The sequence below is a fragment of the Rhizobium sp. CF122 genome, from assembly GCF_000282035.1.
Taxonomy (GTDB): domain Bacteria; phylum Pseudomonadota; class Alphaproteobacteria; order Rhizobiales; family Rhizobiaceae; genus Rhizobium.
In genome coordinates, this window is record NZ_AKKA01000006.1 from 1 (window position 1) to 26,594 (window position 26,594).

The following is a 26,594-nucleotide window of genomic DNA, read 5'->3' on the forward strand; positions in this document are numbered from 1 at the left end:
GGCGGGCCGCCGGTCGTCGCCTATTGGCTGGGCGGCAAGGCCAATTTTGCCCGGGTGCGGGCGAACATCATTCTATATTTCGCAATTTCAACTTGCTTCAGCGTCGTCAGCTACCATTTCGGCGGGCTCTTTGTTCAAGCCGTCTTCGCTCTGACGATCGTGATCCTGCCGAGTTATGCCGTCGGCCTATATGCCGGCTCGAAGCTGTTCGGTCTCGCCAAGGAAAGCACGTTCCGAACGATCTGCTATCTGCTGATCGCAGCCTCCGCCATCTTGGGAATGCCGGCGCTCGACGGGCTCCTCCGATAGGTCCAGCCTCTCAAAACAGCGGAGCGGCGCGCGACACCGCCGGCCTCCGGATAGGAGCATCCGCACCTAGCGAGCCATCAGGGGCGAGCGCGCCTTCACGACCAGCGTGTCTCCTGGACCGTGCACGGCGGCAAAAAGCAAGCCGGCAAGGAAGGTGAAGTGATCGATAAAGAATCCGAACTCGGCTTGATTGCCGCTCCAGTGGCTTGGGCCATGGAACGCGAACGCCAGAAAGACCACGTAGATTCCGGCCAGAACCGAGGCTTCCGAGAAGAAGGCCCCTGTCAGGAATGCCAGCGTCAAGCCAAGCTCGAAGAAAGCCGCTACCCACGCCAGAAAGAGTGGGAAGGGAAAGCCTGCTGCGGCGATATAGCTTGCCGTGGACTGCATATCCATGAACTTGAAGCTCATGGCCATCGCGAACACGGCTCCGAAGATCAGTCGCGCCAGCAGAATTGCAATTGTCTTGCTCATGTCATCTCTCCCTCGGCCCAAAGCCGTTCAGCATCATTGTCCAGATTTCCGGCTTCCTGCATCTGCACTTGCCGATGCCGTCAGCCTTCCCCCAAAGGACGCCGCAAGATGTTCCCTCCCGACAAGCAGCCGCTATTCTTTCAACTGAACGATCCTAAGGCGCATCAGGTCCAAGCCAGGTGATCGGCCAGCACATCATCGACAACCTGCCACGATTTCTCGACGTCTACGGGATTTGCGCCGGCCATGTCGGCGACGACTATGAGGGCCTTCCATAACGTCCATCCGCGGCCGCGCGCCCACGTCCCCGCATCCAGAGGGCGTGCATTGCGAAATACCTCACGGCTTCGCCCCTCGAACAGGTGCCAGGCGATTGCGAGATCGCAGGCAGGGTCGCCAACGCCTGACGTTCCGAAATCGATGACGGCATCGAGCTGACCGTTCTTTACCAGAAGGTTGCCATAGGCCACGTCGCCATGGAACCAGACAGGCGCACTTTGCCAAGATGTTGAAAGCGCGGCTTCCCAAACCTCCTTTGCCAGTTGCGTGTCGATCCGGCCATCCAGCAGCACAAGCGCCTGGCGCGTTTGCGCGTCATACACATCCAGCGATCCGCCGCGAAAGAAGTTGTGCGAGCCGGGCGGAGGTCCTCCCGTGGCGTCGGATGCCTGCAGGGCATCGAGGAAGCCAGCCAGCGTGGTGGCGAACTCGCTGAGATCGTCGATGCGTTCCACCAGCGCCGTCTCACCGTCACGCCACTCGTAGATGGACCAGGGCCAGGGATAGGTCTCGTCCGGCCTTCCCATCGCCAGAGGCACGGGTATCGGCAGAGGCAGTTGCTGTGCAAGGATCGGCAGCCACCGGTGCTCCTTGGCGACCTGATCGGCATAGCGAGCAGCGCTCGGCAGCCGAACCGTCATCCCGGCGCCGAGGTGGAATGTCCTGTTGTCCCATCCGCCGAACTCAACGGGTCTGATCGGCAGAGCCGCCCACTCGGGAAATTGCGTGGCAATCAGCCGCCGCACGAGTGCGGCATCGATAACTGGGCCATCCATTGTCCTGACATTCCTCCCGGATAAGGGGATATATTGTTCGCGTTTCGGCGACGAGATCAACCCTGGGTTTGCCTTCGGCCCCTCGGACTTTGAATCAAGTTCCTAAGAAGATGATTCGGGATTTTCCAATAACCATCTGCAATTTCAGAAATTTTCTCCGGAGTGAATGCCTTCGGCGGGTCGCTCCTTTATGCGATTTCTATATCTGCGCACTTGCCCACGAATGGAATTCCTACCGTGAACGGCGTTAGCCTGTGAAATGCGAAGGTTGAAAGCTATGCGAGACTTCATGCTACGCAATGCCCCGATCACCCACCCGCGCCGCCCTGCACCGAAACGACAGATGCGCGAGCGACGTACGGCCCAGGCGCTGATCCTGTTCGGCATCATGCTTGCCGCAGTCGAACTCTACGTCATCCTAGGCGGCCTTTGACATGCCAGCAAACAAAGTATTGCGCCTCGGCGCCACAACGACGGCGCTTGTTACGCCGTTTCGTGACGGAGCGCTCGACCTTTCCGCGCTGGAACGACTTGCAGAGCGACAGATCCACGGTGGCGTTGACGGACTTGCTGTCTGCACACTGACCGGGGAAGGATCGACACTCACCAGAAGCGAGCGCGCCGCAGTTATTCTTACCTGCGTCCGCGTCGCCGGCGGGCGTGTTCCCGTGATTGCCGCAACCGGCACGAATGCGACGGCAAGCACGATCGCCTTGACGCGCGACGCTGAAGAACTGGGAGCAAGCGCGGCCCTTGTGACACTGCCCTACTATTCGAAGCCGGGACAAGAGGGGATTGTCGGCCACTTTACTCAGCTTGCGGCAGCAACGACCTTTCCCTTGATCGTGGAAAACAACCCGCTGCGCACGGCAATCGATATGACCTCGCCGACGCTTGCTGCGCTCGCCGATGTCCCATCAGTCGTCGGCTTGCTCCTTGCCGACGGCAGCGCCGCTGCACGCGCCTTGCAGCCGGACTGGCGTCAGCGCCTCTTGCTTCTTTCCGATCGCGACGCAACGGCCCTCTCGTTTCTGAACAGTGGTGGCAGCGGTATCATCTCGGCCGGTGCGAACGTGTGCCCGCGTTTGTATGCATCGCTGCAACAAGCGGCCCGCGGTGGCAACCTCTCGGCTGCGCGCTTGCTCGAGGATCGGCTCGCTGCGCTGACAGCGGCCTTGGGTGCCAAGGGCGACCCCGCAGCGATCAAACACGCCTTGCAGACTCTGCTGCAGACCGATCCGGAGGTCCGTCTGCCGCTTCTGGCTCTCGACGCCGATGAAAAACTGTCGGTATCGCAAGCGCTGGCGCGCGCCTCCGACGCCCGCGAAGTAGCTTTATCCATATGATATTTTTATATTTTCTCGAGCTCAAACCAATGGAAGACGCATGCGAGCGCCATTAATTTCATGCGTGTGGCACTGCCCTGTTAGGGCAGAAGACAATTCGAAAGGAAAATCGATGCCCTCTCTTCAATCTGCTTCCGCAATCGAACCCCTCCAACGCCGGAGTTCAGCACGCTTCATCATCGGTCAGGATCGAAATGGTCGCTGGGTGGTGCAGGATCAAAGGGGGCTTGTCGGAGGCGTATTCATCAGTGAGTACGCCGCACGCCATTTCGCAGCCGACGAGTGTGACCATCATCCCGAGCAGATTTGCCGCGCCGCCGATGGCATCGTCCTGCAGTTCGGCGCGCTCGACCGGAGCGATAGCGAAATCCACTGACGTCGACGCCATTGGCGGCCGGCTCGCTTCCCGCCGCCAATGGCGAACGCTTCCTTAACTGGAATGCGCCTATGGTACGGGCACGAGACCAGCCACGCCGAAGACCGATGCCGAAACCGAATTTTCGTTTTACCCACTACGATCTCAACGAGCAGCGCGCCGGGACGATCATCGAGGTGACGTTGAACGCGGTCGCGAATGTGCGTCTGATGACGTCGCCGAACTATCAGCGCTTTACTGAAGTCCTCGACTTCAAATATGTCGGCGGCGTCGCGCGGAAATCTCCCATCCGTCTTTCCATTCCCGAGAGCGGCCACTGGCATCTCGTCGTAGATATGGAAGGCCATCACGGTCTTGCGGAATCAGCCGTCAAGCTCGTCGCCCCTGCAGGGCAGATGCGCGCATCCTGATCAACGCTGGTTGCGCTCTTTCCTGAGCTTCGCCCACCATTCAAGACGCTTGCGGATATCCCGCTCGAAACCACGCTCCGGCGGATCGTAGAAGGTCTGCCGGCCCATCTTTTCCGGGAAATAGTCCTGGCCGGAAAAGGCATCCGGCTCGTCGTGATCGTAGCGATAGCCCTCGCCGTAGCCCTCACCCTTCATCAGCTTCGTCGGCGCATTCAAGATGTGCTTCGGCGGCAGCAGAGAGCCATTCTGCTTGGCGGCCATCGTCGCGGCCTTGAAGGCTGTGTAGACGGCGTTCGACTTCGGTGCGGTAGCCAGATAGACGCAGGCCTGTGCCAGCGCCAGTTCGCCCTCAGGCGAACCGAGGTAGTCATAGGCATCCTTCGCGGCATTGCAGATTACCAGCGCCTGCGGATCGGCGAGGCCTATGTCTTCGACAGCCATACGAACCAGCCGCCGACCGAGATAGAGCGGATCCTCGCCGGCGTCGAACATGCGGGCGAGATAGTAAAGCGCGGCATCGGGATCGGAACCGCGAACGGATTTATGCAGTGCGGAGATGAGATTGTAATGCCCGTCCTGGGCCTTGTCATAGACGGGAGCGCGGCGCTGCACAATGCGCGTCAGGCCTTCCGTGTCGAAGGTCTCTTTCTCGCGCGCAGCACGCCATACTTCCTCCGCAAGTGTCAGCACGGCGCGTCCGTCACCGTCCGCCATTCGCAACAGACTTGCACGCGCATCGTCCGTCAGCGGCAGCGCTTTGCCCTCCGCCGCTTCGGCACGCTTCAGCAACTCCTCGAGGCTTTCATCGTCGTGTGACTTGAAGGTCAACACGCGTGCACGCGACAGCAAAGCCGCGTTGAGTTCGAACGACGGGTTCTCCGTAGTGGCGCCGACAAGGATGACGGTGCCGTCTTCCATGACAGGGAGGAAGCTATCCTGCTGTGCCCTGTTGAACCGATGGATTTCGTCGACAAAAAGCAACGTCTGCCTGCCGTCCATCCGCCGCAGGCGCGCAGCTTCGAATACCTTCTTGAGATCCGCCACACCGGAAAAGATGGCCGAGATCTGCTCGAATGCCAGGCCAGCTTCGCCCGACAGCAATCGGGCAACGGTCGTCTTGCCGGTCCCGGGCGGCCCCCAGAAAATCATCGAGCCGAGCGAACCGCTCTCGATCATGCGCCGCAATACGCCATCCTCGCCGGTCAGATGCTCCTGACCGGTCACTTCCGAAAGCGTGCGTGGCCGCAGGCGATCGGCAAGAGGCCGCCGATTGGCGACCTCCTCGGGAATACGCGGTGCAAATAGATCGTCACTCATCGGAAGAACTGTCTAATGCGTTGGCCGTCGCGCTCGATCTCGACGCGCCAGAAGCTCGGATCCTCGTCGGCGATCCCGGCAAGCTCCTTCGTGTTTTTCACTTCCGTGCCGTTAATCGAAATGATGATGTCCTTCGGCTCAAAGCCGAGGCGAGCGGCAAGGGAATCCTCTTTCACCTCGGAAACAACGACGCCGGTGGATTCGGACGGCATACGAAGCTCATCGGCGACGCGAGGCGACAGGTTTTCGACCACGGCGCCGGTAAAGGGCGTGCGGCCTCCAATCGTGCGTTGATCGCGTGGTGCCGTCTCGGGCGCTCTGGCGAGCGCCAGCGGGATCTGCTGCTCGTGGCCGTTCTCAAGCACGGTCAATTGGACCGATTTGCCAAGCCCTGCCGTTGTCACGCGATAGAGAAGCGCATCCGGGTGCTCGACCGCAATGCCATCGACGGCGGTCACGATTTGACCTGCCTTCAATCCGGCTTTTGCGGCCGGGCTGCCATCGGTCACCTTGACGACGAGAGCGCCCCGCGCCTTGTTAAGCCCGAGCGCTTCGGCAACCTCGGATGTCACCGCATCGAACGTGGCGCCGACATAAGGGCGCTCGAATGATTTTACGCCGGCATCGGCCGAGGCAAGGAACACCTTGACCAGATTGGCCGGGATTGCAAAGCCGATGCCGTTCGAGCCGCCGCCGCGCGAAAAGATCGCCGTGTTGATGCCGATCAACTCGCCCTTCATGTTCATCAGCGCACCGCCGGAATTGCCGGGGTTGATCGACGCGTCGGTCTGGATGAAGAAACCGAACTCGTTCTTGACGACCTGATTGCGTGCCAGCGCCGAGACGATGCCGCTCGTGACTGTTTGGCCAACACCGAAGGGATTGCCGATCGCCAGCACGAGATCGCCGACTTCGACGGCATCGGAATTGCCGAGCGGAAGTGTCGGGAAACTTTCCTTCGTATCGACCTTGAGAACCGCGAGATCGACACGGTCATCCCTCAAGACGACCTTGCACGGAAATTCCCGCCCGTCGGAGAGCGCAACCTTGATATCATCGGCGCCTTCCACGACGTGATTGTTGGTGACGATCGTTCCGTTCGCTTCAACGATGACGCCGGATCCCAACGACGATTGCTTCTCGCTACGGTTCGGCATCTGCTGACCGAAGAACTCCTCGAAGAAGGGATCGCCGGCAAAGGGAGACTGCCTGCGGACCGTCTTCTCCGCATAGACGTTTACGACGGCGCCGGACGTTTGTTTGACCAGCGGCGCAAAGGAAAGCTGCATTTCCATCTGGCTCTGCGGCACAGTCTTGGCCGTCTGAGCGTTAGCGGAAACCGGCAGCGCGAGCACTAAAGCCATGAGAGGCAGGGCGGCGCGCTTCAACAGGTCATGCATGGGGAGTCCTTCTGAAATTCTCTTGTGAACACGTTTTAGCGCCGGACGCTAGAAAGGAAAGAGGGCGGAAGCATGGAAGAGTAAGGCAGCTCACGAACTGATGATCACGCCTCTCAAACTGATTCAGGAAGGAGTTCCATGCGACTGATATCTAAAGGCAAAGGAAGATCATAGTCACCCATGGGAGACATCCTGACTCTACGGATGGCAGCTTACGACCAGCTCTTCTCGGATGGCTCCGTTCTTGCCGAAGCCATGGTGTGCATCATCTACCCATCGCAGATCCAAAGCCAATGGACAGGAACTCATGCATGGGACGTTTCCGCGGCACACTTCTCCCTTTCGCGACATTTATCCTTTGCACGGGCCTAGCCAGCGCTTCCCATGCAGCGAGCTTCGACTGCGAGGCCAAAGAGTTGAAGCCGGACGAAAAGGTGATCTGCGAGAACCGCGCACTGAACGACGCCGATGTGAAGATGGTGACGACCTTCGATCTGCTGTCCGGGCTGATGGCCATGGGCTCGCGCGGCACCTTGCAGGATGAGCAAACGGCCTGGCTGAAGAAGCGCCAGGAATGCGCCGCAGACGCTGCCTGCATCAAGGCCGCCTATGACGAGCGCCTGAAACAGCTGGACGAAACCTACAAAAAAATAAACCGGCCGCTTTAGCGACCGGTCCATTTTACATTCGCTTTTGATACGGAGACTTAGCGGCTGCCAAGGTCGCGCACCGCGCCGCGGTCGGCGCTGGTTGCGAAGGCCGCATAGGCCTTCAGCGCGGTCGTGACGTTGCGCTTGCGATGTTCAGCCGGATGCCAGCCCCTCTCCTCCTGCTCGGCGCGGCGGTTCGCCAGCTCCTTGTCATCGACGCGCAGGCTGATGATGCGGTTCGGGATGTCGATGTCGATCGTGTCGCCCTCGCGAACCAGGCCGATCGTGCCGCCGTTTGCGGCTTCCGGCGAGACGTGACCGATGGAAAGGCCGGAGGTGCCGCCAGAGAAGCGTCCGTCGGTGATCAGCGCGCAGGCCTTGCCGAGACCCTTCGACTTCAGGTAGCTCGTCGGATAGAGCATTTCCTGCATGCCGGGACCGCCCTTCGGGCCTTCGTAGCGGATAACGACGACATCGCCGGCGACGACTTCGTTCGAGAGGATGGCCTTCACCGCCGCGTCTTGGCTTTCGTAAACCTTGGCCGGACCGGAGAACTTCAGGATCGATTCATCGACACCCGCCGTCTTCACGATGCAGCCGTCTAGCGCGAGGTTACCCTTGAGAACCGCAAGGCCGCCATCCTTCGAGAACGGATGTTCCACAGAACGGATAACGCCCTTTTCACGGTCCATGTCGAGTTCGTCCCAGCGTGCCTCCTGGCTGAAGGCAACCTGGGTCGGGACGCCGCCGGGTGCTGCACGATAGAACTTGCGGACGGTCTCGCTGTTGGTGCGGGTGATGTCCCAGCGGTCGATCGCGTCGCCGAGCGTTTCGGCATGGACCGTCGGGCACTCGCGGTTGAGCAGGCCACCCTTATCCAGTTCGCCCAGAATCGACATGATGCCGCCGGCACGGTGAACGTCTTCCATGTGGACGTCGTTCTTTGCCGGCGCGACCTTGGAAAGGCAGGGAACGCGGCGCGACAGCGCGTCGATGTCGGCCATCGTGAAATCGATCTCGCCTTCGTGCGCGGCCGCCAGGATGTGCAGAACCGTATTCGTCGAGCCGCCCATGGCGATATCGAGCGCCATCGCGTTCTCGAAGGCCTGCTTGGAGGCAATCGTGCGCGGCAGAGCCTTGACGTCGTCCTGCTCGTAGTAGCGGCGGGCGAGATCGACGATCAGGTGACCAGCCTCGACGAATAGGCGCTTGCGGTCGGCATGCGTTGCGAGCGTCGAGCCGTTGCCGGGCAGCGACAGGCCAAGCGCTTCCGTCAGGCAGTTCATGGAATTGGCGGTGAACATGCCCGAGCAAGAGCCACAGGTCGGACAGGCAGACCGCTCGATCACCTTGACGTCTTCGTCGCTGATCTTGTCATCGGCGGCCGCGACCATAGCGTCGACGAGATCGAGCGCGTGGGTCTTGCCGTGCAGGACAACCTTGCCGGCTTCCATCGGGCCGCCGGAAACGAAAACCGTGGGGATGTTGAGGCGGAGCGAGGCCATCAGCATGCCGGGGGTGATCTTGTCGCAGTTCGAGATGCAGACCATGGCGTCGGCGCAATGGGCATTGACCATGTATTCGACGCTGTCGGCGATCAGTTCGCGAGACGGCAGCGAATAGAGCATGCCGTCATGGCCCATGGCGATACCGTCGTCGACGGCAATGGTGTTGAACTCCTTGGCGACGCCACCGGCGGCTTCGATTTCACGGGCGACGAGCTGGCCGAGGTCCTTGAGGTGGACGTGGCCGGGCACGAACTGGGTGAAGGAATTCACCACCGCAATGATCGGCTTGCCGAAGTCCGAATCCTTCATGCCCGTGGCGCGCCAAAGGCCGCGCGCACCCGCCATGTTGCGGCCATGGGTCGTGGTTCTGGAACGATAAGCTGGCATTGGTGTATTCCTCACGCGTCGGAAATCGTTGGCGATGCGGGGCGGCAACGGGATTGTGCGGCCGGGCTATCGCTGCTTTTTGGAATTGTCCTAATCCAAACGACCTGTACTGTCACTACCGGGAAGCCCAAAACCGGTACGCCTGCGCCGCCGGGCGCATCGACCATATACGGTCGCCGCGGTCATTTTGTTACAAACTATTCCATCAAACAGCGTACACAAAAAGTTGGCTTTCCGCAGCCGTGCCGGTGGGCATAAACAATGATCCAAGGACGCACTTGATGCGTTGAAGGTTCATGCCAAGCTCCAATGCTCAGGAGGTTTCCGATGCCAGCCTATCGTCCCCCCAAGATCGCATCTTCGGAGATCACGCCGCAACAGCTCTATCTCAGGCGCCGCGAATTCCTCGGCGCCGCGACGCTAGGCGCCATGGCGCTGTACGGAGCCAGCAAAGCCAGCGCCGCGGCACTGTCGGTCATCGAAAGCAAATACACAGTCGACGAGAAGACGACGCCGCTGAAGGATGTCACCACCTACAATAATTTCTACGAATTCGGTCTGGATAAGGGCGATCCTGCCGCACTCTCCGGCGATTTCAAGCCACTCCCCTGGACGATCAAGGTCGACGGCATGGTCAACAAGCCCGGCACGTTCGATGTCGAGGCGCTGATGAAGGAATTCCCGATCGAAAACCGCACCTACCGCATGCGCTGTGTTGAGGCGTGGTCGATGGTCATTCCATGGGACGGCTTCCCGCTTGCCTCCCTCCTCAACAAGGTGGAGCCACTTGGCAGCGCCAAGTACGTCGCCTTCGAAACGGTGGTACGGCCGGACCAGATGCCGGGGCAGAAAGGCATCTTCCAATCGCTCGACTGGCCCTATGTCGAAGGCCTTCGGCTCGACGAAGCGCGCCATCCACTGACGCTGCTTGCCGTCGGTCTCTATGGCGAAACCTTGCCGAACCAGAACGGTGCGCCGATCCGGCTGGTCGTGCCCTGGAAATATGGCTTCAAGGGCATCAAGTCGATTGTGCGGATCACTCTGACCGACCAGGAGCCGAAGAACACGTGGCAGGTCACCAATCCGCAGGAATACGGCTTCTACGCCAATGTCAATCCGGAGGTCGATCACCCGCGCTGGAGCCAGGCGACGGAACGGCGCATCGGCGAAAGCGGCTTCTTCGGCGCCAGCCGCCATCCCACCCTGCCGTTCAACGGCTATGCCGACGAGGTGGCCAGCCTCTACAGCGGCATGGATCTCCGGAAGAATTTCTGATGACGGCCCTCTCGTTCAGTCTCCCGAAGCGCTGGCAGTCGGCCTCCGTTTGGGCTCTCTATACCGTCGGGCTGCTGCCCGCTGCTTGGACCTTTTATCTCGGCGCCACGGATCAGCTCGGCGCCGACCCCGTAAAGACCTTCGAGCTGTTCCTCGGCCTCTGGACGATCCGCTTCCTCATTCTGACGCTGGCCGTCTCCCCTGCCCGCGATCTCTTCGGCTGGAATTATCTTCGCTATCGCCGAGCGCTCGGCCTTCTGACCTTTTACTATGCCCTGATGCATTTCACGGTCTACATGGTGCTCGATCAGGCATTGATCATTCAAGCCGTCGTCGATGACGTCGTGAAGCGGCCTTTCATCATGTTCGGCATGGCCGGGTTCGCGCTGCTCATCCCGCTTGCGCTGACTTCCAATAACTTCTCAATCCGCCGGCTCGGGCCGAACTGGGTGCGGCTGCACCGCCTCGTCTATATCGTCGCTGCCGCTGGTGCCGTGCACTTTGCGCTATCGACGAAAGTTCTCGGCCTCGAGCAATCCGTCTATATCAGCCTGCTGATCCTCTTGATCCTCTACCGCTCCTACCGGCCCATCGCGCGCAGCAGGAAGGCCAAGAATGGGCGCGGAAGGCCGGCACAGCAGGCGGCCGTGCGCCAGCGGGTGTCCGGCTGACCGAATTGCCATCGGTGGCAAAATCGGCCACCATGTGCGGATGGAAACACCCTGCCCAGTCTATCTCTACCGCGACCCGAATTTTTCGGCGTTAGGCGACACCTTTGCTGCAGCAGCACCGCTTAAAGAGGTCATTTCCGTCTATGGCGGCGGAGGCCTAGTTGGTGAAGGCGGGCTCAGTGCGGGCGTTCAGGGGAGCGGTCGTCTTCAAGCAGGAGGACACCGGCCAGTATTTCCTTGGCGTATGGGGGAGACGGAACACAGCACGCTTTAGAGCAGCGCTGCGAAGTGTCGGTGAGATCGCTATCATCGCGGAGCCGCCACCTGCCCGTCTGATCCATTTCAACAAGCAATGCGAACGGCCGAAGCGTGGCGAGCCGAAAGGCTGATCCCTAAACGAAAACAGCCGGGCTTGGCAGCCCGGCTGTTTTGCTTCCGGCGAACCGGAAAGGATTAAGCGGCTTCAGCTGCAGCCGCTTCGGCTTCAACGCGAGCCTTGTCGGCTGCGCCCTTGGCGTAGGTGTCGCGGTCAACGAATTCGATGACCGCGAGAGCAGCGTTGTCGCCCTGGCGGAAGCCAGCCTTCATGATACGTAGGTAGCCGCCGTTGCGGGTTGCGTAGCGCGAAGCGATCGTGTCGAAGAGCTTTGAAACGACAGCGGCGTCGCGGATCTGCGAGATCGCCTGACGACGAGCGTGCAGGTCGCCGCGCTTGCCGAGGGTGACGAGCTTTTCAACGATCGGACGGATTTCCTTTGCCTTCGGCAGGGTGGTCACGATCTGCTCATGGGTGATGAGCGAAGCCGCCATGTTGGCAAACATTGCCTTGCGGTGGCTAGCGGTTCTATTCAGCTTGCGGCCGGCTTTACCGTGGCGCATGGCTATTCTCCTTCACTTGCAGGCATCCGCCTGCCGTTTGAATGTTAGTACTGGTCTTCGTAACGCTTGGCGAGATCTTCGATGTTCTCAGGCGGCCATGCCGGCACTTCCATGCCGAGGTGCAGGCCCATGGAAGCGAGAACTTCCTTGATTTCGTTCAGCGACTTGCGACCAAAATTCGGCGTGCGGAGCATTTCTGCTTCGGTCTTCTGAATGAGGTCGCCGATGTAGACGATGTTGTCGTTCTTCAGGCAGTTTGCCGAGCGAACAGACAGTTCCAGTTCGTCTACCTTCTTGAGGAGTGCCGGGTTGAAAGCGAGTTCGGTGACTGCTTCCTCTTCGGTTTCCTTCTGCGGCTCGTCGAAGTTGACGAACACGCCAAGCTGATCCTGGAGGATGCGAGCCGCGAAAGCGACGGCATCTTCGCCAGAGATCGAACCATCGGTTTCGATCGTCATATTCAGCTTGTCGTAGTCGAGAACCTGTCCTTCACGGGTGTTTTCCACCTTGTAGGACACCTTCTTGACCGGCGAATAAAGGCTGTCGACCGGGATGAGACCGATCGGAGCATCTTCCGCACGATTGCGATCGGCCGGAACGTAGCCCTTGCCGTTGTTGACGGTGAATTCCATGCGGATTTCGGCGCCCTCGTCGAGCGTGCAGATCACATGCTCGGGATTGAGGATCTCAATGTCGCCGACCGTCTGGATGTCGCCAGCCGTTACAACGCCCGGGCCCTGCTTACGCACGACCATGCGCTTAGCGTCATCGCCATCCATCTTGATGGCGATTTCCTTGATGTTGAGGACGATGTCCGTAACGTCTTCGCGGACGCCCGGGATCGACGAGAACTCATGCAGCACGCCATCGATCTGCACGGCCGTCACTGCAGCACCGCGCAGCGAGGACAGCAGAACGCGGCGAAGCGCGTTGCCGAGGGTGAGGCCGAAACCGCGCTCCAGTGGCTCAGCTACGAGCGTCGCCTTGGTGCGCGAGCTCGAAGAGAACTCGACCTTGTTCGGCTTGATCAATTCCTGCCAGTTTTTCTGAATCATATTTTTGCCTTCCGTTCGTTGCCACCATCCAATCGTGGCAACCGAGCTTGAGAAGCACCGGAGCGAAAATCCGCTCACCGGTGTTGTGAATGGCGATGATCAGACGCGGCGCTTCTTGCGCGGGCGGCAACCATTGTGCGGGATCGGCGTCACGTCGCGGATGGACGTGATCATGAAACCAGCAGCCTGGAGCGCGCGCAAAGCGGATTCACGACCCGAACCCGGACCGCAAACTTCGACTTCCAGCGACTTCATGCCATGTTCCTGGGCCTTCTTGGCGCAGTCTTCAGCAGCAATCTGAGCAGCGAACGGGGTCGACTTGCGCGAGCCCTTGAAGCCCTTGGCGCCAGCCGACGACCAGGCAATCGCGTTGCCCTGTGCGTCGGTGATGGTGATCATCGTGTTGTTGAAGGTCGAATTGACGTGGGCAACACCCGACGAGATGTTCTTACGTTCGCGACGACGAACGCGGACGGCTTCCTTGGCCATTTAAATCCCTTTCTTGGATCTCTGCACCGCCGTAATGCCAGCGGCTACACCGGAACGAGACCTTACGGCCCTGCCCCAAACTCAAAAGAGGCCGGCGCAGACCGCCAGCCCCCTCACCTCCGGTTTCCCGGAAATTACTTCTTCTTACCAGCGATGGCCTTTGCCGGACCCTTGCGAGTACGAGCATTGGTGTGCGTGCGCTGACCGCGGACCGGAAGGCCACGACGATGACGCAGGCCACGGTAGCAACCGAGGTCCATCAGACGCTTGATGTTCATCGAGGTTTCGCGACGCAGGTCACCTTCGACCTGATAATCACGGTCGATGGTTTCGCGGATCTGCAGGACTTCGGAGTCCGTCAGCTGATGGACGCGCTTGTCAGCCGGAAGGCCAACCTTTTCCATGATTTCCTGCGCGAATTTTGAACCGATCCCGTGAATATAGGTCAGCGCGATAACGACGCGCTTCGCAGTCGGGATGTTGACGCCAGCGATACGTGCCACGCCTATTCTCCTTGCGTTCCCGTTGCCATCCGGCAAGAGGCTTTTCGTTATGCGACCGAACCGGCCGCTCGTTCAAATTTGGGTTCGTACATGTCAAAACGACCGAACCCGGACTTCCTTTGGAAATCCGCGCCGATCGCATAAATGTCGCGAGTTGGCGCGGTGTTTAGCGGAATCAGTGCTGAAAAGCAACCGCTTCCGCCAAGTTTATTTTCAAAGACTAAAGCTTCGAAAGTATCTTATCGATCTCGCCGGTGACGTGATCGATGTCCGCCATGCCATCAACCGACTTCAGCTTGCCTTTGGCATAGTAGTAGCCGATCAGCGGAGATGTTTCCTTGTAGTAAGCCTGTAGGCGCGTGACGACCGTTTCCCGATTGTCGTCAGGCCGGCGCTTGAAGTGAGTCGAGCCGCAACGGTCACAGACACCTTCTTCCTTCGGCTTGACGTTGGTGTCATGGTAGCCTGCACCGCAGTTCGCGCAGGTGTAGCGCCCCGAGACACGGTCCGCGAGGACGTTGTCGTCCACCTGAATCTCGATCACGGTCGAGAGCTCGAGGCCCTTGCTCTTCAGCATGGTCTCCGTCGCGTCGGCCTGAACCAGCGTGCGTGGAAAACCGTCGAGGATGAACCCCCTGGCGCAATCCGGGGCATCCAGACGCTCGGAGACGATGGCATTGACGATCTCATCGGAGACAAGCTTGCCGGCGTCCATGACGGCCTTTGCCCGCCTGCCTACCTCCGTGCCAGCCGCAACGGCAGCACGAAGCATGTCACCCGTGGAAAGTTGCGGAATTCCGTACTTCTCCACGATCCGCTGAGCCTGGGTCCCCTTACCCGCGCCCGGCGGCCCTAACAGTATGAGTCTCATCGCCCCCTCTTTCCTCCGCGCAACTTCGATTTCTTGATCAAGCCTTCGTACTGCTGTGCGATCAGATGACCCTGAATCTGTGCCACCGTATCGAGAGTTACGCTAACCACGATCAAGAGCGAAGTGCCACCCAGGGACAACGGAATGCCCGTTTGCGACACAAGAATTTCAGGCAGAATGCACACGAAAACGAGGTAGATCGCGCCAATCACCGTAATGCGGGTCAGCACATAGTCGATATATTCTGCAGTCCGCTCGCCCGGACGGATACCGGGAATGAAGCCGCCATGCTTCTTCAGATTGTCCGCGGTGTCCTTCGGATTGAAGACGATAGCCGTGTAGAAGAAGGCGAAGAAAGCGATCAGCATACCGTAGAGCAGCATATAGAGCGGCTGGCCATGGCCGAGCGCTGCCACAACCGCGGTTGCCCATGCCGGCAAGGATGTGGTGTTCGCGAAGCCGGCGAGCGTCGCCGGCAGCAACAGCAGCGAAGACGCGAAGATCGCCGGGATAACACCCGAGGTGTTGAGCTTCAGCGGCAGGTGCGAAGTGTCACCCTGGAACATCCGATTGCCCACCTGACGCTTCGGATACTGGATCAGGAGGCGGCGCTGCGCACGCTCAACGAAAACGATGATGCCGATGATGGCAATCGCAATGACGATAACCGCGAGAATCAGCGTCGTCGACAGGGCGCCGGTCCGGCCGAGCTCGAGGGTGCCGGCGAGAGCCTGCGGAAGGCCGGCTGCGATACCTGCGAAGATGATCAGAGAAATGCCGTTACCAATGCCGCGCGAGGTGATCTGTTCGCCGAGCCACATCAGGAACATCGTGCCGCCAAGCAGCGTAACAACCGTGGAAACGCGGAAGAAGATGCCGGGATCGACAACGAGCCCGTTGCCGCTCTCAAGACCGACGGCGATGCCGTAGGCCTGAAGCGCTCCAAGAAGCACCGTGCCGTAGCGCGTGTACTGGTTGATGATCTTGCGGCCCTGCTCGCCTTCCTTCTTCAGGTTCTCAAGCGCCGGGACGACCGAAGTCATCAGCTGCACAATGATCGAAGCGGAAATGTAAGGCATGATGCCGAGCGCAAAGATTGCCATGCGCTGTACAGCGCCGCCCGAGAACATGTTGAAAAGGCCGAGAATCCCGCCAGCTTGGCCGCGGAAGGCCTGGGCATAAGCTTCTGGATTAAGGCCCGGGAGCGGAATGTGGGTACCGAGCCGGTACACGAGGAGAGCTGCCAGTGTGAACCACAGGCGCTTCTTGAGATCCTCGGCTTTGGCGAAGGTCGAGAAATTGAGGTTGGAAGCCAACTGTTCCGCTGCAGACGCCATGCGATTCTCCGCGCTACCAATTTCGGGCTCAAGCCAAGCGAGGTGCAGGACCCGGAATCAGCATTCTGAATTATTCAAAAGCGGGCTTCGGACGGATTGCGGACGCAACCTATGCCTCACCCTTGTGTTCGTTCCTACCGTTTATGACGCACGTGCGTCCAGCCGGTTTTTGTGAGGCTCACATATGGGAGCAAAATCGCCCGGTGTGAAGCACCCCGGGCGACTTATCATAAGATTAATTATTCTGCAGCTGCGGCAGAAAGAAGCGTGACGGAACCGCCAGCCTTTTCGATCTTTTCGATTGCCGGCTTGGAAGCGCCAGCAACTTCGAACTTGACCTTTGCCTTCAGCTCGCCGTCGGCGAGAACGCGAACACCGTCCTTGACGCGACGGATCACGCCGGCAGCCTTGAGAGCTGCTGCGTCGACAGTTGCCTTGGCGTCGAGCTTGCCGGCATCGATGGCAGCCTGAACACGCTCAAGCGACACGACGACGAAGTCGGCCTTGAAGATGTTGTTGAAGCCGCGCTTCGGCAGGCGACGGTAGATTGGCATCTGACCGCCTTCAAAACCGTTGATGGCGACGCCGGAACGGGACTTCTGACCCTTCACACCGCGACCACCGGTCTTACCCGAGCCCGAACCAATACCGCGGCCGAGGCGCTTGCGGCTGTGGGTCGAACCTTCGTTGTCTTTGATTTCATTGAGTTTCATAGCGAATCTCCCGGCTTACTTCTCGTCGACGACGCGAACGAGATGCTGGACAGCACGGATCATGCCACGAACGGAAGGGGTATCTTCCAGCGTGCGGCGACGGTGCATCTTGTTGAGTCCGAGGCCGATCAGCGTGCGTTGCTGGACGTCCGGACGACGAATCGGGCTGCCGATCTGTTCGACAGTAACCGTCTTCGCTTCAGTCTTCTTGGTAGCCTTAGCCATCTGTCAGACTCCTCTTATTCTTCAGAGGCATTGCCAGAAGCGGCACGGCGAGCCTGGAGCGTTGCATACTTGATGCCGCGCTGAGCTGCGATGTCCTTCGGGTGAACCTGGTGCTTTAGAGCGTCGAAGGTAGCGCGAACCATGTTGTATGGGTTCGAGGAACCGGTCGACTTGGCGACAACGTCGTGAACGCCGAGCGTTTCGAAAACGGCGCGCATCGGACCGCCGGCAATGATACCGGTACCGACCTTGGCCGAACGAAGCAGAACCTTGCCGGCGCCATGGCGGCCATGAACGTCATGATGCAGCGTACGGCCGTCACGCAGCGGTACGAAGATCAGTTCGCGCTTGGCAGCTTCAGTCGCCTTGCGGATTGCTTCCGGCACTTCGCGTGCCTTGCCGTGACCGAAGCCAACGCGGCCCTTCTGGTCACCAACGACGACGAGAGCGGCGAAACCGAAACGGCGGCCACCCTTAACAACCTTAGCAACGCGGTTGATCGCGACCAGCTTGTCGACGAATTCGCTATCGCGCTCTTCGCGGGCCTGGCGGTCTTCCCGCTGCGGCCTTCTTTCCTGTGCCATTGTCCTCTTCCTTTTTCTTTTCCGGGTGCAATCGGCAAACAAAACGAGGACCGCATCGGCCTCCCCTTTCGGGACGCCTGCGGTCCGGTGATATCCGGCCGGTGCCTTTAGGCTGCCGGCCGGAAACTTTATTAGAAGGACAGACCGCCTTCGCGGGCTGCTTCTGCCAGGGCCCTGATGCGGCCGTGGTAGATGAAGGCGCCGCGGTCGAATACGACGTCCTTGACGCCGGCCTTCGAGGCGCGCTCAGCAACGAGCTTGCCTACGAGGGCAGCTGCTGCCGTGTCAGCACCGGTCTTCAGAGAACCGCGCAGATCCTTGTCGAGGGTCGAGGCAGACGCGAGCGTCTTACCGGCGACATCGTCAATGATCTGAGCATAGATGTTCTTCGACGAGCGATGAACCGACAGGCGCGGACGGCCATTGGCCACCGACTTGAGGTGACGACGCACGCGGTTGGCACGACGTGCAAGTGCTTCTTTCCTGCTAGCCATTTCGCGTGATCCTTACTTCTTCTTGCCTTCTTTGCGGACGATCCGCTCTTCGGCATACTTGACGCCCTTGCCCTTATAAGGCTCAGGACCGCGGTATTCGCGGATTTCAGCGGCAACCTGGCCGACCTGCTGCTTGTTGATGCCGGAAACGACGATTTCCGTCGGCTTCGGCACAGCGATCGAGATGCCCTGCGGCGGCTCATAAACAACGTCATGGCTGAAGCCGAGCGCCAGCTGCAGGTTCTTTCCCTGCAGAGACGCGCGGTAACCAACGCCGTTGATTTCGAGCTTGCGCTCGTAGCCATCCTTAACGCCCTTGAAGATGTTCTCGATCATCGTGCGGGACATGCCCCACTTTGCACGAGCATCCTTCGTCTGGGTGAGCGGCGTTACGACAACCGCATTGTTTTCGAGCTTCACGCCGACTTCGTCGTTTGCGACGAAGAACAGCTCGCCCTTCGGGCCCTTAGCGGTAACCTTCTGGCCATCGACCGTAGCCGTGATCCCAGCAGGTACCTGAACGGGCTTCTTACCGATACGAGACATGTTTCAATCCTGTCTGTTCGCCATGGAGATCCTTGCCCAGTCTTAGAAGACCGAGCAAAGAACCTCGCCACCAACGTTCTGTTCGCGAGCCTGGTGATCGGCCATCACGCCCTTCGGGGTCGAAAGGATGGTGATGCCGAGGCCGTTCGCGACCTGCGGAATGGACTTGACCGAGACATAAACCCGGCGGCCCGGCTTGGACACACGGCCAATCTCACGGATCACCGATGCGCCTTCATAGTACTTGAGTTCGATGTTGAGCTCCGACTTGCCGTTGCCGAAATCGACAACGGAATAGCCACGGATGTAGCCTTCGGACTGCAGAACATCGAGAACGCGTGCACGGAGCTTCGAAGCAGGCGTCGAGACCGACGACTTGCGGCGAGAAGCGCCGTTGCGGATGCGAGTGAGCATATCGCCCAACGGATCAGTCATTGTCATCTAACCTGCTCCTTACCAGCTCGACTTGACGATACCCGGCACCTTGCCGAGATTGCCGAGTTCACGCAGCGCGATACGCGACATGCGCAGTTTGCGGTAGTATGCGCGCGGACGGCCCGATACTTCGCAACGGTTGCGAATGCGGGTCTTGGATCCATCGCGCGGCAGGGATGCCAGCTTGATCGAGGCCTTGAACCGCTCTTCGATTGGAAGAGCCTGGTTCATGATGATCGCCTTTAGAGCTGCGCGCTTGGCAGCCTGGTTGGCGACCGTAGTACGGCGGCGCTTGTTCTTTTCAACTGCGCTTGTCTTCGCCATGTGCGGTTCCTTTTCTACGCTCGTCGTTACGGTTACTGACGGAACGGGAAGTTGAACTCTGTCAGCAGAGCCCGTGCTTCGTCGTCCTTCGTTGCCGTCGTGCAAACGATGATGTCCATGCCCCACATCTGATCAACCTTGTCGTAGTTGATCTCAGGGAACACAATGTGCTCCTTGATGCCCATGGCGAAGTTGCCACGGCCGTCAAAGCTTTTCGGGTTCAGGCCGCGGAAGTCGCGAACGCGCGGAAGCGCGATGTTCACGAGACGGTCCAGGAACTCGTACATGCGAGCGCCGCGCAGGGTGACCTTTGCGCCGATCGGCATCTGCTCGCGGACCTTAAAGCCAGCGATGGAGTTGCGTGCACGGGTGATGACCGGCTTCTGACCAGCGATAGCGGCCAGGTCAGCTGCAGCAACAGTTGGCTTCTTCGAATCAGCCGTCGCTTCGCCAACACCCATGTTGATTACGATCTTGTCGAGCTTCGGGATCATCATCTCGTTGGCGTAGGAGAACTTCTCCTGCATAGCCGCACGAATGCGCTCGACGTATTCCTTCTTGAGCCGCGGCTCGTACTTTGCCTCAGCCATCAGATCACCTCACCGGAACGCTTGGCCACACGGACCTTCTTGCCGTCAACAACCTTGAAACCAACGCGGGTCGGCTTGCCGTCCTTGTCGATGATTGCAACGTTGGACAAGTGAACCGAGGCTTCCTTGGTGATGATGCCGGCTTCCTGGGTCTGCGTCTGGCGCTGGTGGCGCTTTACGACGTTGACGCCACGAACAACGGCGCGATCTTCCTTGGGCAGAACCTGAAGGACTTCGCCGGTACGGCCCTTGTCCTTGCCTGCGAGCATGACGACCTTGTCGCCCTTACGAATCTTTTGCATCGTTCGCGCTCCTTACAGTACTTCGGGAGCCAGCGAGATGATCTTCATGTGGTTCTTGGCGCGAAGTTCGCGCGGAACCGGTCCGAAGATACGGGTGCCGATCGGCTCTTTCTTGTTGTCGATGAGGACTGCTGCATTCGTGTCGAAGCGGATGATGCTGCCATCAACGCGACGGATTTCCTTGGCGGTACGAACGACCACCGCCTTCATCACGTCACCCTTCTTCACGCGGCCACGCGGGATCGCCTCCTTGATCGAAACGACGATAACGTCGCCGATCCCGGCATACTTGCGCTTCGAGCCGCCCAGCACCTTGATGCACATGACACGACGTGCGCCGGAATTATCCGCCACGTCGAGGTTTGTTTGCATCTGAATCATATCAGGTCGCCTTCTTGGTTTACCGGAATGGTTGGGCTACGAGCCCCCTTCCCCGGCTTATGAAAATTGTCAGCCGGCCGCTTGCTACGAGAGCAGGCGAAAACACGGCATAGCTTGAATAGCGCGGGATCGATCGTGCCAGGGTGGTTTCCCAACGGGACCTTCCGTGCGCTCAAAGCAAAAGAACGCCCGACGGACGAGCGTTCTGACGCTGCTTCATACAGATATTTCCGCGAGACGCAAGGCCTCGCGCAAAAATCTTACTTGGCCTGGGCGGAAACGACCGTCCAGCGCTTATCCTTCGAGATCGGCGCGCATTCCTCGATGGATACGGTATCGCCGATCTTGTACTGGTTGTTTTCGTCGTGAGCCTTGTACTTCTTGGAACGACGAACGGTCTTCTGGAGCAGCGGGTGAGCGAAACGACGCTCAACGCGAACTACGACAGTCTTCTCGTTCTTGTCGCCAACGACAACGCCCTGCAGAATGCGCTTCGGCATGATCTTTTCCTTTACGCCTTTGCTTCTGCCGCCTTTTGGCGGGCAATGGTTTTCACGCGGGCGATGTCCTTGCGAACTTCGTTGATGCGCGAGGACTTTTCCAGCTGACCGGTTGCCTTCTGGAAGCGCAGGTTGAACTGCTCCTTCTTCAGGTCGGCGAGCTTGTCCTTGAGCTGGTCGGCCGTGAGGCCGCGTACTTCTTCGGCTTTCATCTGCCTTGCTCCTTACTCTGCAATGCGCTGAACGAAGCGCGTCTTGACCGAGAGCTTGGCAGAGCCGAGGCGAAGCGCTTCGCGAGCAATTTCTTCGCTGACACCGTCGATTTCGAACATCATACGGCCTGGCTTGACCTTGCATGCCCAATATTCAACAGAGCCCTTACCCTTACCCATACGGACTTCGGTCGGCTTTGCGGTTACCGGAACATCCGGGAACACGCGGATCCATACACGGCCGGCGCGCTTCATGTAACGCGTGATCGCGCGGCGGGCCGCTTCGATCTCGCGCGCATTCACGCGGTTCGGCTCTTGAGCCTTAAGGCCGAATTCGCCGAAGGCCAGGTCTGAACCACCCTTGGCGACGCCCTTGATGCGGCCCTTAAATTGCTTGCGGTACTTGGTACGCTTTGGCTGCAACATTTTCTTATTCTCCGAACTTATCTGCCACCAACGCTATTAAGCGTTGTCGCGGCGACGATCGCGATCACGGCTTGCCGGACCCTGAGCGTCACCCTCGAGTGCGCGGCGCTCGGAGGCCATCGGATCGTGCTCAAGGATTTCGCCCTTGAAGATCCAAACCTTGATGCCGCAGATGCCAAAAGCGGTTTCCGCTTCAGCCGTACCGTAGTCGATGTCAGCGCGCAGCGTGTGCAGCGGAACGCGACCTTCGCGGTACCACTCCGTACGAGCGATTTCAGCACCGCCGAGACGGCCCGCGCAGGTGATCTTGATGCCTTCGGCGCCAAGACGCATCGCAGACTGAACGGCACGCTTCATGGCGCGACGGAAAGCAACACGACGCTCGAGCTGCTGAGCGATCGACTGTGCGACGAGCGTAGCGTCGACTTCCGGCTTGCGAACTTCAACGATGTTGAGGTGCGTTTCGGAATTCGTCATCTCCGACAGCTTCTTGCGGAGCTTGTCGATGTCTGCGCCCTTTTTGCCGATGATCAGTCCCGGACGAGCCGAGTGGATCGTGACGCGGCACTTCTTGTGCGGACGCTCGATGACCACCTTGGCGATACCGGCCTGCTTCAGTTCGCTCATCACGAACTTGCGCATCTTCAGGTCTTCGTGCAGCAGCTGGCCGTACTCGGCATTGTCCGCAAACCAGCGGCTATCCCAGGTACGGTTGATGCCAAGACGGAAACCGATTGGATTAATTTTCTGACCCATTATGCGGCCTCCTCTTGTGCCTGCACTTCGCGGACAACGATCGTGAGGTGCGCGAACGGCTTCTCGACACGAGATGCACGGCCACGGCCACGAGCGTGGAAACGCTTCATGACGATCGACTTGCCTACGTAGGCTTCTGCGACAACCAGCGTGTCAACGTCGAGATCGTGGTTGTTCTCGGCGTTTGCGATCGCAGATTCGAGCGTCTTCTTGACGGCGCCTGCGATGCGCTTGCGGGAGAATTCCAGCTCAGCGAGTGCACGATCGACCTTCTTGCCGCGGATAGCCGCAGCAACGAGGTTGAGCTTCTGTGGGCTGACGCGGAGCGTACGGGCGACTGCTTGCGCCTCGTTGTCCTTCAGCCGGCGTTCGGCTTTTGCCTTGCCCATGATTACTTCCTCTTTGCCTTCTTGTCCGCACCGTGACCGTAGTAGGTCCGGGTCGGAGAGAATTCACCGAATTTGTGACCGACCATGTCTTCATTGACACTGACCGGAACATGCTTGCTGCCGTTGTAGACGCCGAAGGTGAGACCGACGAACTGCGGCAGGATCGTGGAGCGACGGCTCCAGATCTTGATTACTTCTGCACGTCCGCCTTCACGAACCTTCTCAGCCTTCTTGAGAAGATAGCCGTCAACGAACGGACCTTTCCATACTGAACGAGCCATTGGAGACTTCCTCTCTTACTTCTTACGCTGATGACGCGAGCGCATGATCATCTTGTCAGTCGACTTGTTCGACCGGGTGCGCTTGCCCTTGGTCGGCTTACCCCACGGAGTAACCGGGTGACGACCACCAGAGGTACGGCCCTCACCACCGCCGTGCGGGTGGTCGACCGGGTTCATGACAACACCGCGGTTATGCGGACGCTTGCCGCGCCAAACCGTACGACCGGCCTTGCCGTCGTTGATGTTGGCGTGATCAGGGTTCGAAACCGCACCGATCGAAGCAAGGCAAGTGCCGTGCACGAGGCGCTGCTCGCCAGAGTTCAGGCGAAGGATCGCCATGCCCTGGTCGCGGCCGACGAGCTGTGCATAGGAACCAGCAGAGCGAGCGATCTGACCACCCTTGCCAGGCTTCATTTCCACGTTGTGGATGATGGAGCCGACCGGGATGAACTGCAGCGGCATGGTGTTGCCGGGCTTCACGTCGACAGCCTTCTCCGAAGCGATGACCTTGTCGCCGGCAGCAAGGCGCTGCGGAGCGATGATGTAGGCCTTTTCGCCGTCAGCGTAGGTCACCAGCGCGATGAACGCGGTACGGTTCGGATCGTATTCGATACGCTCGACGGTGCCCTCGACGTCAAACTTGCGACGCTTGAAGTCGACCAGACGATAAGTGCGCTTGTGACCACCGCCGATGAAGCGGGCGGTGATGCGGCCGAGGTTGTTACGACCGCCGCTCTTGGTCAGACCTTCCGTCAGCGCCTTGACCGGCTTGCCCTTGTAGAGCGAGGAGCGATCAACGATGACCAGCTGACGCTGGCTCGGGGTCGTCGGATTGAATGTTTTCAATGCCATTTTTTTATTCCTCAGAGACCGGTGGAGACGTCGATCGTCTGGCCTTCAGCCAAAGTCACGATTGCCTTCTTCACGTCCTTCTGCTTGCCGGCAATACCGCGAAAACGCCTGGTCTTGCCCTTGCGGAGCAGAGTGTTGACGGCCGTGACCTTGACGCCGAAGAGCGCCTCGACTGCAGCCTTGATTTCCGGCTTCGACGCCGTCTTGGCGACGTTGAAAACAACCTGGTTGTTTTCCGATACCAGAGTGGACTTTTCGGTGATCGCCGGCGAGACGATCACATCATAGTGGCGAAGATCGGTCACTTGAAACGCTCCTCTAGAGCTTCAACGGCAGCCTTGGAAAGCACGAGCTTGCCGCGGCGCACGATGTCATAAACGTTGATGCCCTGGATCGGCAGAACATCGATATTCGGGATGTTCTTGGCTGCGAGCTTGAAGTTGCCATCAAGTTCAGCGCCACCGATGAAGAGAGCGTTGGTCAGGCCGAGCGTCTCGAAAACGGAAGCCAGTGCCTTGGTCTTTGCTTCTGCAGCAACCAGGTTGTCGATGATGATGACATCATCGGACTTCAGCTTGGCCGAGAGGGCGTGCCGCAAACCGAGAGCACGAACCTTCTTGGGAAGATCGTGTTCGTGGCTGCGAGCGACCGGGCCGTGGGCCTTACCACCGCCGCGGAACTGCGGAGCGCGAGCAGAATGGTGACGAGCGCGGCCCGTACCCTTCTGCTTGTACATCTTGGCGCCGGTGCGCGAAACGTCCGCGCGGCCCTTTGCCTGGTGCGTGCCCTGCTGCTTCTTGGCAAGCTGCCAGCGGATCACGCGGGCAAGAATGTCTTCGCGGGGCTCAAGGCCGAAAATCGCGTCAGAAAGAGAAACCTTCCCTGCGTCTTTTCCCTCGAGGGTCTTGACGTTGAATTCCATTGGTCTGGCTCCCTTACTTCGCGGCCGACTTGACGGCGTCGCGCACAATGATCCAGGCACCCTTGGAACCGGGTACTGCACCCTTGATCAGGATCAGACCGCGATCTTCATCGGTCGAAACCACTTCAAGGTTCTGAGTCGTAACGCGCGTCTGGCCCATGTGACCAGCCATCTTCTTGTTCTTGAAAACCTTGCCCGGATCCTGGCGTGAACCCGTCGAACCATGCGAGCGGTGCGAAACAGACACACCGTGCGTGGCGCGAAGACCGCCGAAACCGTGACGCTTCATGGCGCCCGCAAAGCCCTTACCGATCGTCGTACCCGTCACATCGACGAGCTGACCAGCTGCGAAGTGACCAGCCTTGAGCTCGGTGCCAACCTCGAGGAGGTTGTCTTCCGTGACGCGGAATTCCGCCAGCTTGGCCTTCGGCTCGACGTTGGCAACAGCGAAGTTACCGCGCATCGCCTTCGACGTATTCTTGACCTTCGCCGTGCCAGCACCGAGCTGAACTGCGGCGTAGCCGTTCTTTTCCACTGTGCGCTGGGCTACAACCTGGCAGCCTTCCATACGCAGTACTGTTACCGGAACATGTTCGCCGGCGTCGTTATAGACGCGGGTCATGCCGACCTTCTGTGCAATCACACCTGAACGCATCGGTTCAATCCTTCCAACTCAGCTCGAGCTAGGCTCAGAGCTTGATCTCAACATCGACACCAGCGGCGAGATCGAGCTTCATCAGCGCGTCTACCGTCTGCGGTGTCGGGTCAACGATGTCGAGAAGGCGCTTATGCGTGCGCATCTCGAACTGCTCGCGGCTCTTCTTGTCGATGTGTGGGGACCGGTTGACCGTAAACTTCTCGATGCGAGTCGGAAGCGGAACGGGGCCCCGGACGCTAGCTCCGGTGCGCTTCGCCGTCGACACGATCTCGCGCGTCGAAGCGTCGAGAATGCGGTGATCGAACGCCTTCAGGCGAATGCGGATATTTTGGCCGTTCATTCGACGTTATCCTTGTGTTTGTTATCCCGTGCGCCTTTCGGATAGGCACGGGCTGTTTTTATTCCTAAGGCGGACCACCGGTTTCAAAGATCGAGAGAGGCGCCGGGTTACGGTGTCCCTATCCAGTCTTCAGGCCTTCCAGCCCACCTTATTGTTTGCTGTAGTCACCCGCTTCGACGAGCGAAGCAGGGCGCAAATCGCGCTCGCGCGCCATTTGCAACATTTCGCTGTAATAAGCAAGCGGCTAGAGCCGCTTGCATCATAATAATGTCATCGAATCGGCCGCCTCAGGCGAAGTGGCCGGCTCTCGATTACTCGACGATGGAGGCAACGATGCCTGCGCCGACGGTAC

General features: G+C 59.4%; 40 protein-coding genes and 1 pseudogene. 8 read left to right on the forward strand and 33 right to left on the reverse strand.

What is annotated here, in order from left to right; all coding sequences use genetic code 11:
- Window positions 1-309, forward strand: a pseudogene (locus tag PMI09_RS00060) (sulfite exporter TauE/SafE family protein); the annotation flags it as partial.
- A 66-nt stretch (window positions 310-375) separates the two neighbouring features.
- Here PMI09_RS00060 and PMI09_RS00065 read toward each other — a convergent pair.
- Window positions 376-783 (reverse strand): DoxX family protein, encoded by a 408-nt coding sequence (locus PMI09_RS00065; protein WP_007787715.1) that lies wholly within the window; start codon window positions 781-783, stop codon window positions 376-378.
- A gap of 164 nt (window positions 784-947) precedes the next feature.
- Window positions 948-1,838, reverse strand: coding sequence for an aminoglycoside phosphotransferase family protein (locus tag PMI09_RS00070; RefSeq protein WP_007787716.1), 891 nt, complete (start codon window positions 1,836-1,838; stop codon window positions 948-950).
- Between the two features lie 289 nt (window positions 1,839-2,127).
- Here PMI09_RS00070 and PMI09_RS31080 point away from each other — a divergent pair, with 289 nt between their 5' ends.
- Both PMI09_RS31080 and dapA read left to right on the forward strand, forming a co-directional pair.
- Window positions 2,128-2,271 (forward strand): hypothetical protein, encoded by a 144-nt coding sequence (locus PMI09_RS31080; protein WP_157213312.1) that lies wholly within the window; start codon window positions 2,128-2,130, stop codon window positions 2,269-2,271.
- Between the two features lies 1 nt (window position 2,272).
- A complete protein-coding gene (gene dapA, locus PMI09_RS00075) occupies window positions 2,273-3,184 on the forward strand; it encodes a 4-hydroxy-tetrahydrodipicolinate synthase (RefSeq protein ID WP_007787718.1) in 912 nt (303 codons plus the stop codon).
- Between the two features lie 163 nt (window positions 3,185-3,347).
- On the opposite strand, the gene PMI09_RS32705 is transcribed toward dapA, so the two are convergent.
- Window positions 3,348-3,572, reverse strand: coding sequence for a hypothetical protein (locus PMI09_RS32705; protein WP_007787719.1), 225 nt, complete (start codon window positions 3,570-3,572; stop codon window positions 3,348-3,350).
- A 95-nt stretch (window positions 3,573-3,667) separates the two neighbouring features.
- Here PMI09_RS32705 and PMI09_RS00085 point away from each other — a divergent pair, with 95 nt between their 5' ends.
- Window positions 3,668-3,970, forward strand: coding sequence for a DUF1883 domain-containing protein (locus tag PMI09_RS00085; protein WP_007787720.1), 303 nt, complete (start codon window positions 3,668-3,670; stop codon window positions 3,968-3,970).
- Here PMI09_RS00085 and PMI09_RS00090 read toward each other — a convergent pair whose 3' ends face one another.
- Entirely contained in the window at window positions 3,971-5,287 is a 1,317-nt protein-coding gene (locus tag PMI09_RS00090) for a replication-associated recombination protein A (RefSeq protein ID WP_007787722.1), read from the reverse strand.
- Window positions 5,284-6,687, reverse strand: coding sequence for a DegQ family serine endoprotease (locus tag PMI09_RS00095; RefSeq protein ID WP_007787723.1), 1,404 nt, complete (start codon window positions 6,685-6,687; stop codon window positions 5,284-5,286). The genes PMI09_RS00090 and PMI09_RS00095 overlap by 4 nt, the downstream gene beginning before the upstream one ends.
- A gap of 311 nt (window positions 6,688-6,998) precedes the next feature.
- Between PMI09_RS00095 and PMI09_RS00100 the strand changes: the two genes are divergently transcribed.
- On the forward strand, window positions 6,999-7,355 hold the full coding sequence (locus PMI09_RS00100; RefSeq protein WP_007787724.1) for a lysozyme inhibitor LprI family protein: 357 nt from the start codon (window positions 6,999-7,001) through the stop codon (window positions 7,353-7,355).
- A gap of 38 nt (window positions 7,356-7,393) precedes the next feature.
- Here the strand turns inward: PMI09_RS00100 and ilvD are convergent, their stop codons facing one another.
- Window positions 7,394-9,232 carry a dihydroxy-acid dehydratase gene (gene ilvD, locus PMI09_RS00105; protein ID WP_007787725.1) on the reverse strand — a complete coding sequence of 613 codons (1,839 nt, stop codon included), beginning with the start codon at window positions 9,230-9,232 and terminating at the stop codon, window positions 7,394-7,396.
- A gap of 327 nt (window positions 9,233-9,559) precedes the next feature.
- Here ilvD and msrP point away from each other — a divergent pair, with 327 nt between their 5' ends.
- From msrP to PMI09_RS00120, 3 genes are all read left to right on the forward strand, one after another.
- Window positions 9,560-10,507, forward strand: coding sequence for a protein-methionine-sulfoxide reductase catalytic subunit MsrP (msrP, locus tag PMI09_RS00110; RefSeq protein ID WP_007787726.1), 948 nt, complete (start codon window positions 9,560-9,562; stop codon window positions 10,505-10,507).
- Window positions 10,507-11,178 (forward strand): protein-methionine-sulfoxide reductase heme-binding subunit MsrQ, encoded by a 672-nt coding sequence (gene msrQ / locus PMI09_RS00115; protein ID WP_007787727.1) that lies wholly within the window; start codon window positions 10,507-10,509, stop codon window positions 11,176-11,178. The genes msrP and msrQ overlap by 1 nt, the downstream gene beginning before the upstream one ends.
- A 164-nt stretch (window positions 11,179-11,342) precedes the next feature.
- A complete protein-coding gene (locus PMI09_RS00120) occupies window positions 11,343-11,567 on the forward strand; it encodes a hypothetical protein (RefSeq protein WP_007787728.1) in 225 nt (74 codons plus the stop codon).
- Window positions 11,568-11,631: 64 nt separating this feature from the next.
- Here PMI09_RS00120 and rplQ read toward each other — a convergent pair whose 3' ends face one another.
- From rplQ to rpsJ, 27 genes are all read right to left on the reverse strand, one after another.
- Entirely contained in the window at window positions 11,632-12,057 is a 426-nt protein-coding gene (gene rplQ, locus PMI09_RS00125; protein WP_007531696.1) for a 50S ribosomal protein L17, read from the reverse strand.
- Window positions 12,058-12,101: 44 nt separating this feature from the next.
- Complete coding sequence (locus PMI09_RS00130; protein ID WP_007787729.1) at window positions 12,102-13,112, reverse strand: DNA-directed RNA polymerase subunit alpha; 1,011 nt, start codon at window positions 13,110-13,112, stop codon at window positions 12,102-12,104.
- A 99-nt stretch (window positions 13,113-13,211) separates the two neighbouring features.
- Complete coding sequence (gene rpsK / locus PMI09_RS00135) at window positions 13,212-13,601, reverse strand: 30S ribosomal protein S11 (protein ID WP_003547577.1); 390 nt, start codon at window positions 13,599-13,601, stop codon at window positions 13,212-13,214.
- A gap of 134 nt (window positions 13,602-13,735) precedes the next feature.
- On the reverse strand, window positions 13,736-14,104 hold the full coding sequence (gene rpsM, locus PMI09_RS00140; protein WP_024314765.1) for a 30S ribosomal protein S13: 369 nt from the start codon (window positions 14,102-14,104) through the stop codon (window positions 13,736-13,738).
- Window positions 14,105-14,324: 220 nt separating this feature from the next.
- Complete coding sequence (locus PMI09_RS00145; protein ID WP_007787731.1) at window positions 14,325-14,975, reverse strand: adenylate kinase; 651 nt, start codon at window positions 14,973-14,975, stop codon at window positions 14,325-14,327.
- A complete protein-coding gene (secY, locus tag PMI09_RS00150) occupies window positions 14,972-16,312 on the reverse strand; it encodes a preprotein translocase subunit SecY (RefSeq protein ID WP_007787732.1) in 1,341 nt (446 codons plus the stop codon). Before secY ends, PMI09_RS00145 begins: the two co-directional genes overlap by 4 nt.
- Window positions 16,313-16,551: 239 nt before the next feature.
- Window positions 16,552-17,025: a 50S ribosomal protein L15 gene (rplO, locus tag PMI09_RS00155; protein ID WP_007787733.1), complete on the reverse strand. Its 474-nt coding sequence runs from the start codon at window positions 17,023-17,025 to the stop codon at window positions 16,552-16,554.
- A 15-nt stretch (window positions 17,026-17,040) separates the two neighbouring features.
- A complete protein-coding gene (gene rpmD / locus PMI09_RS00160) occupies window positions 17,041-17,250 on the reverse strand; it encodes a 50S ribosomal protein L30 (RefSeq protein ID WP_007531681.1) in 210 nt (69 codons plus the stop codon).
- A 14-nt stretch (window positions 17,251-17,264) separates the two neighbouring features.
- A complete protein-coding gene (rpsE, locus tag PMI09_RS00165; RefSeq protein ID WP_007531680.1) occupies window positions 17,265-17,834 on the reverse strand; it encodes a 30S ribosomal protein S5 in 570 nt (189 codons plus the stop codon).
- 131 nt (window positions 17,835-17,965) lie between these two features.
- Entirely contained in the window at window positions 17,966-18,328 is a 363-nt protein-coding gene (gene rplR / locus PMI09_RS00170; RefSeq protein ID WP_007787734.1) for a 50S ribosomal protein L18, read from the reverse strand.
- Between the two features lie 12 nt (window positions 18,329-18,340).
- Complete coding sequence (gene rplF, locus PMI09_RS00175) at window positions 18,341-18,874, reverse strand: 50S ribosomal protein L6 (protein ID WP_007787735.1); 534 nt, start codon at window positions 18,872-18,874, stop codon at window positions 18,341-18,343.
- Between the two features lie 42 nt (window positions 18,875-18,916).
- On the reverse strand, window positions 18,917-19,315 hold the full coding sequence (gene rpsH, locus PMI09_RS00180) for a 30S ribosomal protein S8 (RefSeq protein WP_004674934.1): 399 nt from the start codon (window positions 19,313-19,315) through the stop codon (window positions 18,917-18,919).
- A 12-nt stretch (window positions 19,316-19,327) separates the two neighbouring features.
- On the reverse strand, window positions 19,328-19,633 hold the full coding sequence (gene rpsN, locus PMI09_RS00185; RefSeq protein WP_003573787.1) for a 30S ribosomal protein S14: 306 nt from the start codon (window positions 19,631-19,633) through the stop codon (window positions 19,328-19,330).
- A gap of 32 nt (window positions 19,634-19,665) precedes the next feature.
- On the reverse strand, window positions 19,666-20,223 hold the full coding sequence (gene rplE / locus PMI09_RS00190) for a 50S ribosomal protein L5 (protein WP_007787736.1): 558 nt from the start codon (window positions 20,221-20,223) through the stop codon (window positions 19,666-19,668).
- Window positions 20,223-20,525, reverse strand: coding sequence for a 50S ribosomal protein L24 (rplX, locus tag PMI09_RS00195; RefSeq protein WP_007787737.1), 303 nt, complete (start codon window positions 20,523-20,525; stop codon window positions 20,223-20,225). Before rplX ends, rplE begins: the two co-directional genes overlap by 1 nt.
- Before the next feature lie 12 nt (window positions 20,526-20,537).
- The gene (gene rplN, locus PMI09_RS00200) at window positions 20,538-20,906 is read right to left on the reverse strand and encodes a 50S ribosomal protein L14 (RefSeq protein WP_007787738.1); all 369 of its coding nucleotides are present in this window, start codon (window positions 20,904-20,906) and stop codon (window positions 20,538-20,540) included.
- Between the two features lie 260 nt (window positions 20,907-21,166).
- Window positions 21,167-21,406: a 30S ribosomal protein S17 gene (rpsQ, locus tag PMI09_RS00205; RefSeq protein WP_007787739.1), complete on the reverse strand. Its 240-nt coding sequence runs from the start codon at window positions 21,404-21,406 to the stop codon at window positions 21,167-21,169.
- Between the two features lie 11 nt (window positions 21,407-21,417).
- Window positions 21,418-21,618 (reverse strand): 50S ribosomal protein L29, encoded by a 201-nt coding sequence (rpmC, locus tag PMI09_RS00210; RefSeq protein WP_007531673.1) that lies wholly within the window; start codon window positions 21,616-21,618, stop codon window positions 21,418-21,420.
- A gap of 12 nt (window positions 21,619-21,630) precedes the next feature.
- On the reverse strand, window positions 21,631-22,044 hold the full coding sequence (rplP, locus tag PMI09_RS00215; protein WP_003573792.1) for a 50S ribosomal protein L16: 414 nt from the start codon (window positions 22,042-22,044) through the stop codon (window positions 21,631-21,633).
- Window positions 22,045-22,080: 36 nt separating this feature from the next.
- Entirely contained in the window at window positions 22,081-22,800 is a 720-nt protein-coding gene (gene rpsC, locus PMI09_RS00220; RefSeq protein ID WP_007531669.1) for a 30S ribosomal protein S3, read from the reverse strand.
- A complete protein-coding gene (rplV, locus tag PMI09_RS00225; RefSeq protein ID WP_007787740.1) occupies window positions 22,800-23,189 on the reverse strand; it encodes a 50S ribosomal protein L22 in 390 nt (129 codons plus the stop codon). The genes rpsC and rplV overlap by 1 nt, the downstream gene beginning before the upstream one ends.
- A gap of 2 nt (window positions 23,190-23,191) precedes the next feature.
- On the reverse strand, window positions 23,192-23,470 hold the full coding sequence (gene rpsS, locus PMI09_RS00230; protein WP_007531666.1) for a 30S ribosomal protein S19: 279 nt from the start codon (window positions 23,468-23,470) through the stop codon (window positions 23,192-23,194).
- 15 nt (window positions 23,471-23,485) lie between these two features.
- Entirely contained in the window at window positions 23,486-24,322 is an 837-nt protein-coding gene (rplB, locus tag PMI09_RS00235) for a 50S ribosomal protein L2 (RefSeq protein ID WP_007787741.1), read from the reverse strand.
- An 11-nt stretch (window positions 24,323-24,333) separates the two neighbouring features.
- Window positions 24,334-24,627, reverse strand: coding sequence for a 50S ribosomal protein L23 (locus tag PMI09_RS00240; RefSeq protein ID WP_007787742.1), 294 nt, complete (start codon window positions 24,625-24,627; stop codon window positions 24,334-24,336).
- The gene (rplD, locus tag PMI09_RS00245) at window positions 24,624-25,244 is read right to left on the reverse strand and encodes a 50S ribosomal protein L4 (RefSeq protein ID WP_007787743.1); all 621 of its coding nucleotides are present in this window, start codon (window positions 25,242-25,244) and stop codon (window positions 24,624-24,626) included. The genes PMI09_RS00240 and rplD overlap by 4 nt, the downstream gene beginning before the upstream one ends.
- A 13-nt stretch (window positions 25,245-25,257) precedes the next feature.
- On the reverse strand, window positions 25,258-25,899 hold the full coding sequence (rplC, locus tag PMI09_RS00250) for a 50S ribosomal protein L3 (RefSeq protein WP_007787744.1): 642 nt from the start codon (window positions 25,897-25,899) through the stop codon (window positions 25,258-25,260).
- A gap of 34 nt (window positions 25,900-25,933) precedes the next feature.
- Complete coding sequence (rpsJ, locus tag PMI09_RS00255; protein ID WP_003547547.1) at window positions 25,934-26,242, reverse strand: 30S ribosomal protein S10; 309 nt, start codon at window positions 26,240-26,242, stop codon at window positions 25,934-25,936.
- Window positions 26,243-26,594: the final 352 nt, after the last annotated feature.